The 17,646-nt window shown below is 34.6% G+C and carries 13 protein-coding genes; 10 read left to right on the top strand and 3 right to left on the bottom strand.

The features are described 5' to 3' along the window. Positions 1 to 74: 74 nt before the first annotated feature. The 3 genes from N7277_RS04025 (at position 75) to N7277_RS04015 (ending at position 2,816) form a co-directional block, all read left to right on the top strand. On the top strand, positions 75 to 710 hold the full coding sequence (locus tag N7277_RS04025; protein WP_274780461.1) for a carbonic anhydrase: 636 nt from the start codon (positions 75 to 77) through the stop codon (positions 708 to 710). Positions 711 to 838: 128 nt separating this feature from the next. Next, positions 839 to 1,708 (top strand): phosphatase PAP2 family protein, encoded by an 870-nt coding sequence (locus N7277_RS04020; protein ID WP_274780460.1) that lies wholly within the window; start codon positions 839 to 841, stop codon positions 1,706 to 1,708. Then, positions 1,692 to 2,816, top strand: a complete 1,125-nt coding sequence (locus tag N7277_RS04015) for a hypothetical protein (RefSeq protein WP_274780459.1) — start codon at positions 1,692 to 1,694, stop codon at positions 2,814 to 2,816. Before N7277_RS04020 ends, N7277_RS04015 begins: the two co-directional genes overlap by 17 nt. Positions 2,817 to 2,879: 63 nt before the next feature. On the opposite strand, the gene pth is transcribed toward N7277_RS04015, so the two are convergent. Together pth and mfd are read right to left on the bottom strand one after the other, a co-directional pair. After that, positions 2,880 to 3,443, bottom strand: coding sequence for an aminoacyl-tRNA hydrolase (gene pth, locus N7277_RS04010; protein ID WP_274780458.1), 564 nt, complete (start codon positions 3,441 to 3,443; stop codon positions 2,880 to 2,882). Between the two features lie 53 nt (positions 3,444 to 3,496). Then, on the bottom strand, positions 3,497 to 6,850 hold the full coding sequence (gene mfd, locus N7277_RS04005; RefSeq protein WP_274780457.1) for a transcription-repair coupling factor: 3,354 nt from the start codon (positions 6,848 to 6,850) through the stop codon (positions 3,497 to 3,499). 136 nt (positions 6,851 to 6,986) lie between these two features. Here mfd and N7277_RS04000 point away from each other — a divergent pair, with 136 nt between their 5' ends. Further along, positions 6,987 to 8,489 carry a GH3 auxin-responsive promoter family protein gene (locus tag N7277_RS04000; protein WP_274780456.1) on the top strand — a complete coding sequence of 501 codons (1,503 nt, stop codon included), beginning with the start codon at positions 6,987 to 6,989 and terminating at the stop codon, positions 8,487 to 8,489. Here the strand turns inward: N7277_RS04000 and N7277_RS03995 are convergent, their stop codons facing one another. Continuing rightward, positions 8,490 to 8,825 carry a DMT family transporter gene (locus N7277_RS03995; protein WP_104793176.1) on the bottom strand — a complete coding sequence of 112 codons (336 nt, stop codon included), beginning with the start codon at positions 8,823 to 8,825 and terminating at the stop codon, positions 8,490 to 8,492. Between the two features lie 59 nt (positions 8,826 to 8,884). On the opposite strand from N7277_RS03995, the gene N7277_RS03990 reads away from it, so the two are divergent. The 6 genes from N7277_RS03990 to N7277_RS03965 all read left to right on the top strand — a co-directional run bounded on the left by N7277_RS03990 (position 8,885) and on the right by N7277_RS03965 (position 17,594). Beyond that, positions 8,885 to 10,120: an MFS transporter gene (locus N7277_RS03990; RefSeq protein ID WP_274780455.1), complete on the top strand. Its 1,236-nt coding sequence runs from the start codon at positions 8,885 to 8,887 to the stop codon at positions 10,118 to 10,120. Positions 10,121 to 10,284: 164 nt separating this feature from the next. Beyond that, a complete protein-coding gene (gene dnaB, locus N7277_RS03985) occupies positions 10,285 to 11,850 on the top strand; it encodes a replicative DNA helicase (protein WP_274780454.1) in 1,566 nt (521 codons plus the stop codon). A 57-nt stretch (positions 11,851 to 11,907) separates the two neighbouring features. Further along, entirely contained in the window at positions 11,908 to 12,384 is a 477-nt protein-coding gene (rnhA, locus tag N7277_RS03980; protein WP_274780453.1) for a ribonuclease HI, read from the top strand. Between the two features lie 116 nt (positions 12,385 to 12,500). Beyond that, positions 12,501 to 14,075, top strand: a complete 1,575-nt coding sequence (gene nadB / locus N7277_RS03975; protein WP_274780452.1) for an L-aspartate oxidase — start codon at positions 12,501 to 12,503, stop codon at positions 14,073 to 14,075. 35 nt (positions 14,076 to 14,110) lie between these two features. Beyond that, on the top strand, positions 14,111 to 14,983 hold the full coding sequence (gene nadC, locus N7277_RS03970; RefSeq protein ID WP_274780451.1) for a carboxylating nicotinate-nucleotide diphosphorylase: 873 nt from the start codon (positions 14,111 to 14,113) through the stop codon (positions 14,981 to 14,983). 175 nt (positions 14,984 to 15,158) lie between these two features. Beyond that, positions 15,159 to 17,594, top strand: coding sequence for a TonB-dependent receptor (locus N7277_RS03965; protein ID WP_274780450.1), 2,436 nt, complete (start codon positions 15,159 to 15,161; stop codon positions 17,592 to 17,594). Positions 17,595 to 17,646: the final 52 nt, after the last annotated feature.

Raw genomic sequence — 17,646 nt, 5'->3', positions numbered from 1 at the left:
TAAATTAACATTGTTTCCTTTTCGGAACCAACCTTCAGCGTTCCGAAAAGGTTTTTAAAAAATTAGAAAAAATTATGAAAGCACATACTTCAGAAACTCAAGCAACCATTAATCCAGAAAAAGCACTTCAATTTTTAAAAGAAGGAAACCAAAGATTTGTAAACAATCTTAAAGTAAACAGAAACCTTCTAGAGCAAGTAAACGATACTAGAGAAGGCCAATGGCCCTTTGCTACCGTTTTAAGCTGTATCGACAGTAGAACTTCTGCAGAACTCATTTTCGATCAAGGTTTAGGAGATATTTTCAGTATCAGAATTGCAGGAAATTTCGCCAATCAAGATATTTTAGGCTCTATGGAATTTGCTTGTAATGTGGCAGGTTCTAAATTGGTAGTCGTTTTAGGACACACCAAATGTGGCGCTCTAAAAGGTGGACTAGATGCTCCAATAATTGAAAATATGGGAATGGACAATCTTAATCACCTCATCTATCATTTCGAATCTTGTATCCACGAAATCATTAAAGAAGGTGAAGAACGCTCTTCTAAAAATGAAGATTTATTAGACCGTTTGACGCTTTGTAACATCCAAAAAACCATAGAAGACATTCGTCATCAAAGTTCTACTTTAAGAAATTTAGAGAAAGAAGGAAAAATAAAAATTGTAGGTGCCAACTACGATGTGGAAACCGGAGTTGTAACATGGCTCTAGTTTTTGCGACAAATAGAATAACACAAGCGAGAATATCTTCATATAACTTTGATTTTTAATTAACACTTTCTCGCTATAGCCCCTTAATTAGGGGCTTTTTTTTTAATTTTGATTAAATATTGCATGGCGTGAAAAACATTTCTAAAATATGGCTATCCGTTCTTTTCTATTTCTGCGGAATAGAATTAGTGGTACTTTTTACACAGCCTAGCCTTTTTCTAGACCTCAATTTTTTTGGAGTTCGGTTTTTATTTTTAATCATATTCTTGGCATTTTTCATTTTGAAAAATAAAATTTCTTCCCATATTTTTTTCTTAGTAGAAGGAGTTACAATTTATGCTTTGATGACTTTTTTATACAAAGAAACTGCGATTTTAAATACTTTAATTTTTCCAAAAATTGATAATTTTTTATCATATTTAGACCAAAAAACATTTGGCTTTCAGCCTTCATTAATATTTTCTGAAACTTTTGACTCTTGGTTTTTCAGCGAATTATTTTACTTTGGATATTTTTCTTACTACCTATTACCACTAGCTGCATTTTTAATTATTTTTCTGAAAATTCCAGAAAAAATTGAAGAGTTTAGTTTTGTTTTAATCACTTCATTTTTACTGTATTATTTCACTTTTATATTGATTCCAGCAGAAGGTCCGCAGTTTTATTTTCCGTTTCCAGAAAACACACTTGAAGCCAAAGGATTCTTTGGAAATATGGTCAAACTCATACAGAAAAACGGTGAAGTTCCCACCGCAGCTTTCCCCAGTTCACATGTAGGAATTTCTTGGATAGTTATTTTTTGGCTTTATCAAAATTTCAAGAAATCAGTAAAATATTTCATTCCATTTGTTGTCCTATTGATGTTTTCTACGGTTTACATTAAGGCTCATTATTTTGTAGATGTAATTGCTGGATTTATTTCTGCGCCGATTGTATTTTTTCTTACCTTTAAATTCTACAAATTTTTAAACCATACATTGGATGTCCGTTTCAATTAAAGAAGTCAAGACCAGAGAAGACTTAAAATCTTTTATTTATCTTCCCGAAAAAATTCATAAAAACCATAAAAATTGGCTTCATCCTTTGTATATGGATGATGAAAAATTCTTTGACAAAGACAAAAATTCACTCTTTAAACACAATGAAGCGGTACTTTTCCTTGCATACGAAAACGGAAAAGCTGTTGGTAGAATTATGGGCGTAATTCCTACCGATTACAATAAATTTCACGGGAAAAATGATGCCAGATTTTCTTTTTTTGAATGTTTTGAAAATAAAGAAGTTTTCAATGCTTTAATTACTGCGGTAGAAACTTGGGCAAAATCTAAAAACTGCACAGAAATCATCGGACCAATGGCTTTTTCAGACAAAGAACCTCAAGGTTTTCTTACCAAAGGTTTCGAAGAAAAAGCAATGCTTGTCACCAATCACAGTTTTCCTTTTATGGTAGATTTCATCAAGGAAAACCAGTACGAAAACTTTGTAGATTTAGTACAATATGACGTTCCGATTACTGCACAAATTCTGAACAGATATAAAAATTTCAATGAAAGAGTTTCTAGAAATTTAAAGATAAAAACGGTAGAATTCACCTCAACAAAATCGGTAAATCCTTATGTAAAACCTGTTTTTGACCTCATCAACAAAACCTACACTGAAATCTATGGCTTCACGAAACTCACCGAAGACGAAATGACTGAATTTGCCGAACGTTTTTTACCACTTCTCAATCCAAAACTCATCAAGATGATTACCAATGAAAACGGCGAAGTGCTGGCTTTTGTAATTGCAATGGCAGACTTAAGCGAAGCGATAAAAAATTCTAAAGGAAGAATTTTACCTTTTGGTTGGGCAAGAATTTTATGGGCAATGAAGACTTCAAAAAGGCTTCAACTTTTATTGGGCGCGATTCATCCCAATTATCAAAACAAAGGTCTGGATGCAGTTTTAGCAACCATGCTTTTCGGTTCTGCATTGAAATTAGGATTCAAAACGGTGGATTCTCATCTCATTATGAAAGACAACCTGAAAATGCGTGGCGAAATTGAGAAATTGGAAGGTTTTAACCTATATAAAGAGTATTGTATTTTTAGAAAGAAACTTTGAAATTGTAAAGTCATAAAACTTTTAAAGTAAAACAACTTTACAAATCAACGATTTTACAAAAATCTACTTTCCATTAAAAGTATTCATTGTATTATTCATTCCTGCGAAAACGAATGATAGACACGCTTTTGCAAAAATATCTATTCTATCTTGTAAAGTTTTGAGTTCTTCTTCATTCCATTTACCAAGAACATAATCTACTTGTTTTCCTTCAGAAAAATCTGCAGAAATACCGAAACGCAATCTTGCGTAATCTTGAGTTTGTAAAACTTCTTGAATGTTTTTTAACCCGTTATGACCAGCATCAGAACCTTTTTTTCTCAACCTCAACGTTCCAAAAGGAAGCGCCAAATCATCCGTAATCACCAATACATTTTCTAAAGGAATATTTTCTTTTTGCATCCAAAATCTTACGGCATTCCCAGAAAGATTCATGTAGGTATCTGGCTTGAGTACAAAAACTTTTCTGCCTTTGTATTTTCCTTCAGAAACCCAACCAAAATTGGCCGATTTAAAAGGAGCTTCTAAAGTTTGTGCAATTTTTTCGGCTACTTTAAAACCAATATTATGACGCGTTTCTGCGTATTCTTCGCCTTTGTTTCCTAAACCTACGATTAAGTATTTCACGTTTTTTTGATATTAATTAATGCTTGTTAAGCGCAAATTTAATTTTTTAATTTTTAATGTGACAAAATTCTATTTAAAAGAACATTCACCTCATCTACATTTTTCACACCATCTTTTCTCATCATGAGCTGATTGCCTTCTTTGCCTGATTTTTCCTTGAGTTGTGCTTCTCGTGGATTTTGAGAAAGGTAAGCGATAATATTTCTGAATTTTTCGCTTTGGTAGAATTTATCTTGAGGATTATCTGGGAAATAACCTAAGAAAATTCCGTTTTTCATGACGATTTTATCAAAACCAATTTCCGCAGCAAGCCATTTTAATTCTACCGATTTCAATAAATTAATCGCTTCTTTCGGAAGATTTCCGAATCTATCTACCAATTCATTTTCAAATTTTTGCAATTCTTCTTTGGTTGGGATTTCTGCCAATTTTTGGTATAATGACAATCTTTCTTCCGTAGAATTCACATAAGAATCTGGCAACATCAACTCAAAATCTGTATCAATGTTGACTTCTTTCTGAGATTTGAATAATTTTTTACGGTCTTCTTCATTCTCAAATAAATCTTGGAAATCATCTTCGTTTTGCAATTCTTCCAAGGCTTCTTGCATCAATTTTTGATACATTTCAAAGCCCATTTCATTAATAAAACCACTTTGTTCGGCTCCCAATAAATCTCCAGCTCCTCTGATTTCTAAATCTTTCATCGCAATTTGAAAACCACTTCCCAAATCAGAGAATTGTTCAATTGCTTCCAAACGTTTTCTAGCATCCGAAGTCATCATATCAAAGGGTGGCGTAATCAGATAACAAAACGCTTTTCGGTTGCTTCGCCCCACTCTTCCACGCATTTGGTGCAAATCTGCCATCCCAAATTTCTGCGCATCATTTATAAAAATCGTGTTCGCATTCGGAACGTCAACTCCAGATTCTACAATCGTGGTAGAAACCAAAACATCATATTTCCCTTCCATAAAATCGAGAATTCTGGCTTCCAATTCTTTTCCGTCCATTTGCCCGTGACCTGTAATGACTCTCGCATCTGGAACCAAACGCTGAATTAAACCTGCAATATCTTTCAGATTTTCAATTCTATTATTGATGAAATAAACCTGTCCGTCTCTTTGAATTTCGTAAGAAATCGCATCACGAAGAATTTCTTCATAAAATCCAATAATCTGTGTATCAACTGGTTGTCGATTTTGTGGTGGCGTTTTAATCACCGATAAATCTCTTGCCGCCATCAAAGAAAATTGCAAAGTTCTCGGAATGGGTGTTGCCGTTAAAGTCAAGGTATCAATATTGGCTTTTAGCGTTTTGAGTTTATCTTTTACATTTACCCCGAATTTATGTTCCTCGTCAATAATCAATAACCCTAAATCTTTGAATTCTATATCTTTGCCAACCAATTGATGCGTTCCGATGACGATATCAATTTTACCATTTTTGAGACCTTCTTTGGTTTCATTTTTTTGTTTTGTAGAACGGAAGCGGTTCAAATAAGAAATACTTACAGGAAAATCTTTCAACCTTTCTTTGAAACTTCTGTAATGCTGAAACGCCAAAATGGTGGTAGGAACTAAAACCGCGACTTGCTTTCCATCGGTTGCCGCTTTGAACGCCGCACGAATTGCCACTTCCGTTTTTCCGAAACCTACATCTCCACAAATCAATCTGTCCATTACGCCATCATTTTCCATGTCATTCTTTACATCTTGCGTAGCTTTTTCCTGATCTGGAGTGTCTTCGTAGATGAAACTTGCTTCTAATTCATTCTGCAAATAAGAATCTGGCGAGAACGAAAAACCTTTTGCTGTCTTTCTTTGTGCATATAATTTGATGAGATCAAATGCAATTTGCTTAACTTTTGCCTTGGTTTTTTGCTTTAAAGTTTTCCAAGTTGGAGAACCAAGTTTATTGAGAACGATTTCTCTACCATCTGGTCCGTTATATTTTGAAATTTTATGAAGCGAATGGATAGAAACGTAGAGCAAATCGTTGTTTTTATACGTCAATTTGAAACATTCTTGTGTTTTTCCGTCATTGGTAACTTTCACCAATCCCATAAATTTCCCGATTCCGTGGTCAATGTGCGTAATGTAATCTCCCACTTTCAAAGACATTAAATCTTTTAGGGTTAATTGCTCAGATTTGGCAAAAGAATTTTTGGCTTTATATCTTTGATAACGGTCAAAAATCTGATGATCTGTATACACCGAAACTTTCAGTTCATAATCTACAAAGCCTTCATGAAGCTCAGATTTGAAAGATTTAAACGGTAAATCGTGATTCAGTTCCTCAAAAATATTTTCTAACCTTTCCTTTTGTTTTTCCCCTGAAAAAGAAATCCATGTTTCATAACCTTCTTCTTTTTTTTCTTTTAAATCTTCGGCAAGAAGTTCGAAATTTTTATGGAAGGTAGGTTGTGCGGTTTGATTGAGTTGTAAAGTCGTAAAATCGTTAAGTTGTTGAGATGTAAAATCGATGACTTTAAATTTTTCTAAATCTCTTAGAAAAACATCATCAGAAACGAAAAGAATTTCTGGTTTTTGATGCTTGATTTCTTTGCTTAGCGTTTCAAATTTCTGCTCTGCTTTTTCGTAGAAATCTTTGAGTTTTTTTATCGTTAAGTAAGCGTTTTTAGTGACAATGAAACTATCTTTTGGCAATAAATCCAATAGAGAAACCTTGCTTCCTGAAACTGCAAAATTCATATTAGAAACCAATTCAAATTCATTAACTTTTCCTGTGGAAAGTTGAGTTTCGATGTCAAATTCCTTAATGCTTTCTACTTCATTTCCGAAAAAAGTAATTCTGAAAGGCTTTTCGTAAGCATAAGAAAAAACGTCTAAAATTCCGCCACGAACCGAAAATTCTCCAGGTTCCGAAACGAAATCTGTATAATTAAAATTGAACTGATTCAATAATTCTTCCGTAAAATCAAAATCCAGTTGGTCGCCAACTTTTATCGTGTGAGAAATCGCTTTGAAATCTTCCTTTTTCAACACTTTTTCTGAAAGCGAAGAAGCGGTTGCAACGATAATTTTTTTCTTTTTATCAAAATTTAAACTATTGAGCACTTCAGTTCGTAAAACGATGTTTGCATTTTGGGTTTTCTCAACTTGATAAGGTTCTAAATGCGTTTCAGGGAAATACAAAACGTTTTCTTCGCCTATCATTTCCTCTAATTCTGAGGTGATATAATTTGAAGATTCTTTATCTTCAATGATAAAAAGAACATCTCTTTTCTGCGTAAGAAATAATTCTGCCACCAAAATAGACGGAACAGAACCTGCAAAACCTTTCACAGAAATATGTTGGCTTTGGTCAAAATTTTCAAAAATTTCTTTTCCAAAATTCTTTCTTAAAAAATCAGGAATAAGCGTTTGACTAATATTTTTCAGCATTGTAATATCGTAAAATTGTAATTTTTCTCATCGCTTTTCAAAAATTGATAAAACGACGAAAGCGATTTCGGGTTGCTCCGAAATCGTTTGATGGTGCAAAGATAGTTTTTTCAAAACTTATTTTTAACTTTGGCAAATGATAAATTTCTTAAAGAAAAACATCGCCAAAATTTGGGCGAAAAACCATGTTGCCAAAACGGAAGACTTCAAAAATAACGCCGAAGTTCTTCAAGAAAAATTGTTACTGGATTTGGTCAAAAAATCCGAAAAAACACTTTTCGGACTTCAGCATAACTTTTCGGAAATTAAATCGGTAGAAGATTTTCAAAAAAATGTGAAAATCTCTGACTACGAAGACCTAAAACCTTTTGTAGAAAAAGTAAAACACGGCGACAAAAATATTCTTTGGCCAGAAAAACCAGAATATTTTGCAAAAACTTCTGGAACCACTTCTGGAACGAAATATATTCCTTTGACCAAAGAAGGAATGGACTATCAGGTAAAAGCTGCACAATCTGCACTTTTCCATTATATTGCTCAAAAAAATAATGCTGATTTTGTAAACGGGAAAATGATTTTCTTGCAAGGTTCACCAGAACTGGAAGATATTAACGATATAAAAACAGGCAGACTTTCAGGAATTGTAGCGCATCACATCCCAAAATATTTGCAAAAAAACAGATTGCCGAGCTACGAAACCAATTGCATAGAAGATTGGGAAACTAAAGTGGACAAAATTGTAGAAGAAACCGAAAAAGAGAACATGACGCTGATTTCGGGAATTCCGCCTTGGTTAATTATGTATTTTGAAAAGCTCATCGAAAGAAATGGCAAAAAAATAAAACAATTATTTCCGAATCTTCAGCTCATTGTAACAGGCGGTGTAAACTACGAACCTTATCGTGAGAAAATGGAAGAATTATTGGGTGGAAAAGTAGATATCATTCAAACGTTTCCTGCAAGTGAAGGTTTTTTTGCTTTTCAAGATGATTATGAAAAAGAAGGACTTCTACTTCAATCTAATCACGGAATTTTCTATGAATTTATTCCACTGGAATTATACGGAAAACCAGATGCACCAAGATTGACATTGAAAGAGGTAGAACTCAATAAAGATTATGCACTTATTTTAACTACAAACTCGGGACTTTGGGCATATTCTATTGGTGATGTAGTAAGATTTATCTCTAAAAATCCGCACAGAATTTTAGTTTCTGGAAGAACCAAACATTTCACCTCAGCTTTTGGCGAACACGTGATTGCTTTTGAAGTGGAAGAAGCAATGAAGGCAACAGTTGAGAAATTCCCAGCGCAAATTACTGAGTTTCACCTCGCGCCACAGGTAAATCCTGAAAATGGAGAATTGCCATACCATGAATGGTTTATAGAATTTGAAAAAGAGCCAGAAAATCTAGAAAGTTTCCGTCAAAACCTTGATGCAGAAATGCGTAAAAGAAACACGTATTATGATGATTTGATTGCTGGAAATATTTTGCAGGTGCTAAAAATTACCAAATTGCAGAAAAATGCTTTCCAAGAATACGCGAAATCAGAAGGAAAACTAGGCGGACAAAATAAAATTCCACGTTTGGCAAATGACAGAAAGATTGCCGATTTTTTAAAGAAATTTAAAATCTAATTACTCACTTACAAACTTCAGTCCTACGATTGAAATAATTAAAGTTGACACAAAAAAGATACGCCAAAAAGTGGCTGGTTCGTTAAAGAAAAAGATTCCCATCAAAACGCTTCCTACTGCTCCAATTCCTGTCCAAACTGCGTAAGCTGTACCGATTGGCAAACCATTTTCGCCAGCAATAGCTTTGTACATGAGAAACATAGAAAGAAAAAGGCAAACTGCAAATCCAGACCACCAATAGAGGTTTTCTTTGCCTGTAGTTTCTTGTGCTTTTCCTAAGCAAAATGCAAATGCGGTTTCGAATAATCCTGCGATGATGAGTATTAACCAATTCATTGCACAAATATAGACTTTAACTATTAAAAAAATATTTCTATTTATTTTATATTTGCCCAATGATTTCTCTTGAGCCCATTAAAACTCTAAAAAACAAAGAGTTTAGAAACTTACTTACTGGAAGATTTTTTCTAATTCTAGCGTTCAGAATGCTCGCCACCTTATTAGGGTGGTGGGTTTATCAGCTCACCAAAGATCCTTTTTCAATTGGTTTGATAGGACTTTCGGAAGTTATTCCTGCTGTTTCTACAGCATTATATGCTGGTCACGTTATTGATATGAAAGAAAAAAAGAGAATGCTTCTCTTGTGCACTTCGGGATATTTTGTGCTTATTGCCTTGTTATTGATTCCTGCATTTTATGCTTCTAACCTTCATTTTACAGGTCACGAAATCACATATTACATCTACGGAATTATATTTTTCACAGGAATTTGTAGGGCTTTCATTGGTCCGATTGTGCCAGTAATGATTCCCAAAATTGTAGGACAAGAAAAATTAGCTAACGCCATTACCTTAAACCAAGCGACTTTTCTTACCGCATCCGTTTCTGGTCACGCTATTGGCGGATTTCTCATCGCTCTCATCACTATAAAATGGACTTTGGTAGTCATTTTATTTTTAATTTTATTGGCTTCCTTATTTTTCCTTCTTATCAATAAACAACAGTCAGAATACCATAAAAATGAGTTACAAATTTGGGCTTCTATGAAAGAAGGAATCACTTATATTTATAAAACGAAAGAAATTCTAGGAGCTCTTTGTTTAGATATGTTTGCCGTGCTTTTTGGCGGAGCAGTTGCCATGGTTCCTGTTTACGCAAGTGATATTCTAAAAGTAGGAGCTGATGGTTTCGGGATCCTCAACGCTGCATCAGATATAGGCTCGATGCTGATTATTGTAACGCTTTCTTTTATTCCTTTAAGAAAAAATCAAGGCAAAATTTTAATCGGTGTAGTGGCTGGATTTGGTTTATGCATCATTGGTTTCGGCTTGTCAAAACTCTACTGGTTATCTTTCTTATTCCTCATGTTGAGCGGAATTTTTGACGGAATTTCAGTCGTGATAAGAGGAACCATCGTACAGCTGAAAACTCCAGATCACATCAGAGGAAGAGTCATGAGTGCAAATTCTATCTTCATTATGTCTAGTAACGAAATGGGACAATTTGAAAGTGGTGTTGCAGCAAAACTTTTAGGCGTGGTAAGATCCGTAGTTTTTGGCGGAACCATGACCGTTCTCATTGCACTTTCTGTAGGAAAATTTGTTCCAAAATTGAGAAAAATGGAATATTAAAAAAGCCTAGAATTATTTTTAAAAAAGTTTAAATATCAATAAGTCAAAAACTTATCAACATTCGGAATTTCGCCTCATCTTCCATTAACAAAGCATTTGCAGATTATTATCCGCAAAAAGCAGATTTAACCTCAAAAAAAATTTAAAAATTCTATCTTTGTGAAATGGCACAGAAGGAAACATTATCAAGTTTAACACATGGTAATTTCGCGAAGGAACTTTCTATTTCAGCAGGCAAAATGCCGCCTAATGCAGTTGAATTCGAGAAATTGGTTATTGGAACTTTTTTGATTGACAAAAAAGGTCTAGATTATTCTATAGATTTATTAACTCCCGAGGTTTTTTACGACCCGAGACATCAAGTTATTTTTTCTGCAATTTTAAAATTGTACGAAAAAAACGAGCCTGTAGATTTAATGACCGTAATCCAAGAGCTCAAAAAAGAAGAAAAACTAGGTTTTGCTGGAGGTGACCATTACATTATTGATCTTACTATGGGCGTTTCTTCGAGCGCTCACATAGAATATCACGTTCGTGTAATTCTAGAAAAATTCATTCTCAGAAGTTTGATTAATGTTTCTGCGAATGTAATCGACAGCTCTTACAAAGAATCTACAGACGTTTTTGAATTGCTAGACAAAGCAGAACAATCGTTTTTCGAAATTACCAATGGAACCATCAAAAAAGGTTTTGACACCGCCAATTCCTTGGTAAAAGAAGCCATTGATAAAATTAAATCCTTAAAAGACAAAGAAGGACTTTCTGGTATTCCATCAGGATTTAGAGATGTAGACAAAGAAACAGGAGGATGGCAAAGTTCTGACTTAATCATCATCGCGGCGCGTCCCGCAATGGGAAAAACCGCTTTCCTACTTTCTATGGCGCGAAACATCACTGTAGACCACAATATTCCGATGGCGCTATTCTCTCTTGAAATGGCATCAGTACAGCTTATCACGAGGATGATTGCCTCAGAAACGGGAATTTCTTCTGAAAAATTGAGAAAAGGACAAATGTCTGAAGAAGAATGGCAAAGACTATTTTCAAACGTTGCCGCTTTAGAAAATGCTCCGCTTTATATAGACGAAACGCCTGCACTTTCGGTGTTTGATTTCCGTGCAAAATGCAGAAGACTGGTAATGCAACACGGTGTAAGAATCATCATGGTGGATTATTTACAGTTAATGACCGCAAATTCTGGAGGAAAAGGAGCAGGAAACAGAGAGCAGGAAATTGCGACAATTTCTCGTTCACTGAAAGCCATTGCAAAAGAATTAAACGTGCCAGTTATTGCACTTTCTCAGTTATCCAGAACCGTAGAAACCCGTCCAAATAAGAGACCTCAACTATCTGACTTGAGAGAATCTGGAGCGATTGAGCAAGATGCCGATATCGTTTCTTTCATCTACAGACCAGAATACTATAAAATTGATACTTGGGAAGACGAGACTCCTTCTGCTAACCAAGCAGAACTTATTATTGCTAAGCATAGAAATGGTTCTATAGCAGATGTAAGGTTAAGTTTCCACGGAAGTTTAGCAAAATTCTCAGATTTAGACGTTTTCGGAAGCTATCATTCTTCTGGTTTTGCACAACAAGATGAACCAAGTGGTTTTGATAAATTGCGTGTTTCCATAGATCCAGGCGCAGCATTTGGCTTACCAGATAACGGAAATATTTCTGGTTCTGCTATGAATGATGACGACGATGATGGTGAAATGCCGTTTTAAAAAAATGTAAAATCGTAAAAGTTTATTTTTACTAGCAATTTCACGACTTTACCTTACATGAAAATCGAAATTTACACAGACGGCGCTTGTAGTGGCAACCCTGGAAAAGGTGGCTATGGAATTCTCATGCGTGTTCCCGAGAAAAAATATCAAAAAACTTTTTCAGAAGGCTTTCGTTTGACCACCAATAATAGAATGGAACTTCTGGCGGTGATTGAAGCACTTGAAAAGTTAAAAAATTCTGAAGAAAACGTTCATGTTTTCACTGATTCTAAATATGTAGCCGATGCCATTAACCAAAATTGGATTTTTGGATGGATAAAAAAAGGGTTTAAAAATGTAAAAAACCCTGATTTGTGGCAAAGATTTGTTCCCCTTTTTAGAAAACATAAAATAGAATTTCACTGGATAAAAGGTCATGCTGGTCATCCTGAAAATGAAATCTGCGACCAACTTGCTGTAAAAGCTTCTCAATCATCAAATTTAAAAATTGACACCTTCTTTGAGAGTCAAAAAGAGGGCGGATTGTTTTAAATATGAATAAAGATTATAGTCAATTTCTTTAGCAGAATCCTCCCTATTCTTTTCAAAATCCTTACATTTGGAATGTAGTTTTACAGACTTTCTAATTTCAAATCTCAATTTTTAAAATGATAAAAACAGATGTATTGGTAATTGGCTCAGGAATTTCGGGACTTTCTTATGCCATTAAAATTTCTGAAAAATTACCAGATGCTAAAATCACCATCGTCACCAAAGCTGAGGAAGACGAAACTAATACCAAATATGCTCAAGGTGGCTTAGCAGTAGTAATGGATTTAGACACGGATAATTTCCAGAAACATATAGATGACACGATGCGCGCTGGAGATTACGAAAACAATAGAGAAGTGGTAGAAATGGTCATCAAAGAAGGACCAGACCGTTTCAGAGAAATTGTAGAATGGGGCGTAAATTTTGACAAAAAAGAAGACGGCGAATTTAAACTCGGAAGAGAAGGTGGCCACACCGAATTTAGGATTGTTCACCATAAAGATATTACAGGCGCAGAAATAGAGCGTGCGCTTCTTGCTTATTGCAATAAATCTACCAACATAGAAATTCTTGATTATCATTACGTCATCGATTTAATCACCCAACACCATATTCCCAATAAAAACTTTGATTTAGAAAATATTTCTTGTTATGGAGCTTATGTTCTAGACCAAAAAAATAAAAAAATAAAAAAAATTACCGCAAAAGTAACTATGGTAGCAACTGGTGGAGCTGGTCACGTTTATAAAAACACCACGAATCCAAAAATTGCCACAGGAGACGGAATTGCTTTTGTACACAGAGCTCGTGGTAAAGTTTCTAATATGCAATACATCCAGTTTCACCCTACCGCAATGTATTCTAAACGAGCTGGCATGCTGTTTTTAATTTCGGAAGCTGTGAGAGGTGATGGTGCTAAACTCAGAACCAAAAATGGCGAAAAATTCATGCACAAATATGATGAGCGAGAAGAATTAGCTTCGCGCGATATTGTGGCTAGAGCCATTGACAACGAAATGAAAATTTCTGGTGATGAATATGTAGGCCTCGATTGTAGAGAAATGGATAAAGAAAAATTTATGGAACATTTCCCAAACATTTATCAAAAATGTATGGATGAAGGAATTGACCCATTTAAACAACTTATTCCTGTGGTTCCTGCAAGTCATTATTTAATGGGAGGAATTGTGGTAGACAAAGACGGACAGTCTTCAATTAAAAATCTTTTTGCAGTAGGAGAATGTACCAACTCTGGATTGCACGGCGCAAATCGTCTTGCATCTAATTCACTTTTGGAAGGCTTGGTTTATGGTCATAATGCTGCCATGAAATCTGTAGAATTACTTCACAAAGATGAATTTAATTACTTCGACTTAGAAAATGTACCAGAATGGAATGAAGAAGGTATGAAAGTGATGGAAGAAAAAGTTCTCATTACCTATCTCAGAAAACAACTTCAGGAAATGATGAGCGATTTGGTAAGCATTGTAAGAAGCAACGAAAGATTGCAACTGGCTCAAAAAAAACAAAGAGAAATCTATAAAGCGGTTACAGAATTGTATAATTATTCAGTAATTTCGCCAGAATTATCAGAATTAAGAAATCTGGTGAATGTTTCTTACCTTATTATTAAGCATTCATTGGCTATGAAAGAAAATAAAGGTGCTTTTTACAATAAAGATTTTGCCTAAGATTCATCACAGATAAAAACTTGAAATTTACATCTATGAAACGTCCACACTACGTAACCGATAAAGCCTTAAAACAATTTATAAAATCTGCTTTAGAAGAAGATATTCAAAGCGGTGACCACTCTACTCTTTCTACCATTCCTAAAGAATTGGTACAAAGTGCAAAACTTCTGGTAAAAGAAGATTGCATTTTAGCAGGAGTAGAATTGGCAGAGATTATTTTCAAAACTTTTGATAAAGATTTAAAAGTAGAGGTTTTTATTAAAGATGGAGAAAATGCAAAAGTTGGCGATGTAGCCTTTATCGTTACAGGAAGTGCGCGCTCTATCCTTTCTACCGAAAGATTAGTGCTAAACTGTATGCAAAGAATGAGCGGAATTGCTACTTTAACTCATGAATGGGACTCTAGACTTCTAGGAACCAAAACTAAGCTGCTTGACACGAGAAAAACCACCCCTAACTTTAGAATTTGCGAAAAATGGGCAGTAGCAATTGGTGGTGGCACAAATCACAGATATGGATTGTATGACATGATTATGCTAAAAGACAATCATATAGATTATAATGGAAGCATAACCAATGCAGTGAAAATGACACAAGAGTATCTCAAAAAAAATAAATTAAAACTTAAGGTAGAAGTAGAAACCAGAACTCTAGCCGAAGTAGAAGAAGCTACAAAGCTCGCAGGAAAAGGAATTGATAGAATTATGCTAGATAATATGGATGTAAAAACCATGACGGAAGCCGTGAAAATAATTGCAGGAAAATGCGAAACCGAAGCTTCAGGAGGAATTTCTAGAGACCAATTAAATGAAATAGCTAGAACGGGTGTCACTTATATTTCTGCAGGGGCACTAACGCATTCGGCAGAAAATATAGATTTAAGCTTAAAAGCCATAAAAAATTAAAAATAATGAAAACACGCTATAAGCGTGTTTTTTTGTATCAATTTGAAAATCAAAAACTTCATTGTGGATAAAAATTTATGAATTTTATTAAATTTTAACACTATGTTAATTTTAGTTAAAAAAAAATAATGTATTTTGCACTCCGATAAAACAATGTTCGAAATAATATAACTTTATGAAAATCAACTATTTAGGAAAGTCAAGACTTTCTGTGGTAATTGTATTAAGTGCTGCTAGTGTAGCATTTGCGCAAAAAAATAGAGATTCTATCAACTCTAAAGACATAGAACAAGTTGTTCTAACTGGGGTGGCAGATATCGCTAAAGACAGAAAAACTCCAGTAGCGGTTTCTACTATCAAAGAAACTGTAATTGTAGAAAAACTAGGAAACCAAGAATTTCCTGAAGTTCTAAACACCACTCCTTCTGTGTATGCAACTAAAGCAGGTGGTGGTTTTGGTGATTCAAGAATCAACGTTAGAGGTTTTGATCAAAGAAACACTGCGGTTATGATTAACGGGGTTCCTGTTAACGACATGGAAAACGGAGCTGTTTATTGGTCAAACTGGGCTGGTTTATCAGATGTAACTTCTGCTATGCAAGTTCAAAGAGGTTTAGGATCTTCTAAATTAGCTATCGCGTCTGTAGGAGGAACTATCAATGTTTTAACAAGATCAGCAGACAAAAAAAGAGAAGGAAATGTAATGTTTGGATTAGGTAACTCTGGTTACAACAAACTTTTATTTTCTTACAATACAGGTAAAGGCAATACAGGATGGTCTTCTTCTTTCTTAATGAGTAGAACTGCAGGAAGCATGTATGCTGACGGAACTGAATTTGAAGGATATAACTATTATTGGGCACTTGGATACCAAAAAGGTAAACATGATTTCCAATTCACAATCACAGGTGCTCCACAATGGCACAACCAAAGATCTTTTTCTCCAACAATTAACGAATATTTAAAATACGGTACAGATGGAGAACCAAACAGAAAATACAATCTAAACTGGGGTACTTTACGTGGTGAAGAATATTCTTTCACAAGAAACTACTACCACAAGCCAGTAATGTCTTTGAACTGGGATTATAAAATCTCTGATGCTACAAAATTATCTACTGTAGTTTATGCTTCATTTGGTAGAGGTGGTGGAACAGGAACTCTAGGTAGAGTAAACAACAAAACTGAAAACGGATTCAGAAAAGCAGACGGAAGTATAGATTTTGATGCAATTTACGCTGCTAATGCCGCTATTGCAACTCCAAACTCAAACTCTGCTAACTCTGTATTTGTAAGAAGATCTTCTATCAACTCTCACAACTGGATTGGAGCAATTTCTAGCTTAAACCACAAACTTAACGATAACTTAAACTTCACTGTCGGAGTAGATGGTAGATATTATAAAGGTATCCATTACAGAGTAATGAGTGATTTCCTTGGAGCTAAGTACATCATCGACAATACAGACATCAACAATCCTAACAGAAAAATTACAGATGCTTATGATGCATCTCCAAACTGGAATCCTTTCGGTGGAAAAACTGATGAAGTTAAAATCGCTTATAACAATGATGGTATCGTAAACTGGTTAGGTGGTTTTGGTCAATTAGAATATAGCAACGGTGATTTATCTGCATTTGCTCAAGGTTCTATCTCAAACCAAGGTTTCCAAAGAGTAGACTATTTCTTATATGCACCTGCTAACCAAAAAACAGAAATGGTAAACAAATTAGGGTATAACGTAAAAGCAGGACTTAACTACAACCTTAATGCAAACCATAATGTGTTCTTCAACACTGGTTACTATGAAAGACAACCATTCTTCGGTGCAGTATTCTTAGATAACACAAACAGAGTAAATCCTAACTTAGAAAACGAAAAAGTATTCTCTGCAGAATTAGGGTACGGATTTAGATCATCTGTTTTCAATGCAAACGTTAACTTATACAACACTTCTTGGGGAGATATCTTCAAAAGAGTTTCTTATAGACCAACTGGTTCTACTGTAACATATTACGCAAACGTATTAGGAGTTAAAGAAATCCATAGAGGAGTAGAAGTTGATTTCAATGTAAAACCAACTGATTGGATCACTGTTAACGGTATGTTCTCTGCAGGAGATTGGTACTATGATAAAGATGTAAAAGCTACATTTATCAATGATGAAACTAATACTGTAGTAGCTGAAGGAAACCTTCTTATCAAAGACCTAAAAGTAGGAGATGCGGCACAATTAACTTGGGCTTTAGGTGCAGACGTAAGAGCAACAGAAAATTTAAAATTTGATGCTACTTATAGATATGCTGACAACCTATATTCTGGTTTCGATCCAGCAAGCAACCTTAACAAAAACACTCCAGCAGTTAAGTTACCTTCATTCGGACTTCTTGACCTAGGATTAACATTATCTACTAAAACAAATGTAGGTAAGAGTTTATCATTCAGATTAAACGTAAATAACGTACTAGATGAAACTTATATCTCTGATATGAGAACTAACATCGCTGCTGATGCAAACGCAGCTAATAACTGGAACGGTATTAACAAGAATAACCAAGTTTATTTCGGATTTGGTAGAACTTGGAACGCTTCAATCGCTTACAAATTCTAAAAACAATTTTAGATTTTATAAATCACGAATCCCGGCTATATTTGCCGGGATT

Source organism: Cloacibacterium sp. TD35 (assembly GCF_028864635.1).
Taxonomy (GTDB): Bacteria; Bacteroidota; Bacteroidia; order Flavobacteriales; family Weeksellaceae; genus Cloacibacterium.
The sequence above is the reverse complement of the archived record's forward strand: the minus strand, read 5'-3'. Positions and strand labels throughout refer to the sequence as shown.

Coding starts and splice junctions, on each gene's coding strand:
- N7277_RS04015 (WP_274780459.1), top strand. CDS start 1,692: ATGTCCGTTTCAATTAAAGAAGTCAAGACCAGAGAAGACTTAAAATCT.
- rnhA (WP_274780453.1), top strand. CDS start 11,908: ATGAAAATCGAAATTTACACAGACGGCGCTTGTAGTGGCAACCCTGGA.
- N7277_RS03965 (WP_274780450.1), top strand. CDS start 15,159: ATGAAAATCAACTATTTAGGAAAGTCAAGACTTTCTGTGGTAATTGTA.
- N7277_RS03990 (WP_274780455.1), top strand. CDS start 8,885: ATGATTTCTCTTGAGCCCATTAAAACTCTAAAAAACAAAGAGTTTAGA.
- N7277_RS03995 (WP_104793176.1), bottom strand. CDS start 8,825: ATGAATTGGTTAATACTCATCATCGCAGGATTATTCGAAACCGCATTT.
- mfd (WP_274780457.1), bottom strand. CDS start 6,850: ATGCTGAAAAATATTAGTCAAACGCTTATTCCTGATTTTTTAAGAAAG.
- N7277_RS04025 (WP_274780461.1), top strand. CDS start 75: ATGAAAGCACATACTTCAGAAACTCAAGCAACCATTAATCCAGAAAAA.
- nadC (WP_274780451.1), top strand. CDS start 14,111: ATGAAACGTCCACACTACGTAACCGATAAAGCCTTAAAACAATTTATA.
- N7277_RS04000 (WP_274780456.1), top strand. CDS start 6,987: ATGATAAATTTCTTAAAGAAAAACATCGCCAAAATTTGGGCGAAAAAC.
- dnaB (WP_274780454.1), top strand. CDS start 10,285: ATGGCACAGAAGGAAACATTATCAAGTTTAACACATGGTAATTTCGCG.
- nadB (WP_274780452.1), top strand. CDS start 12,501: ATGATAAAAACAGATGTATTGGTAATTGGCTCAGGAATTTCGGGACTT.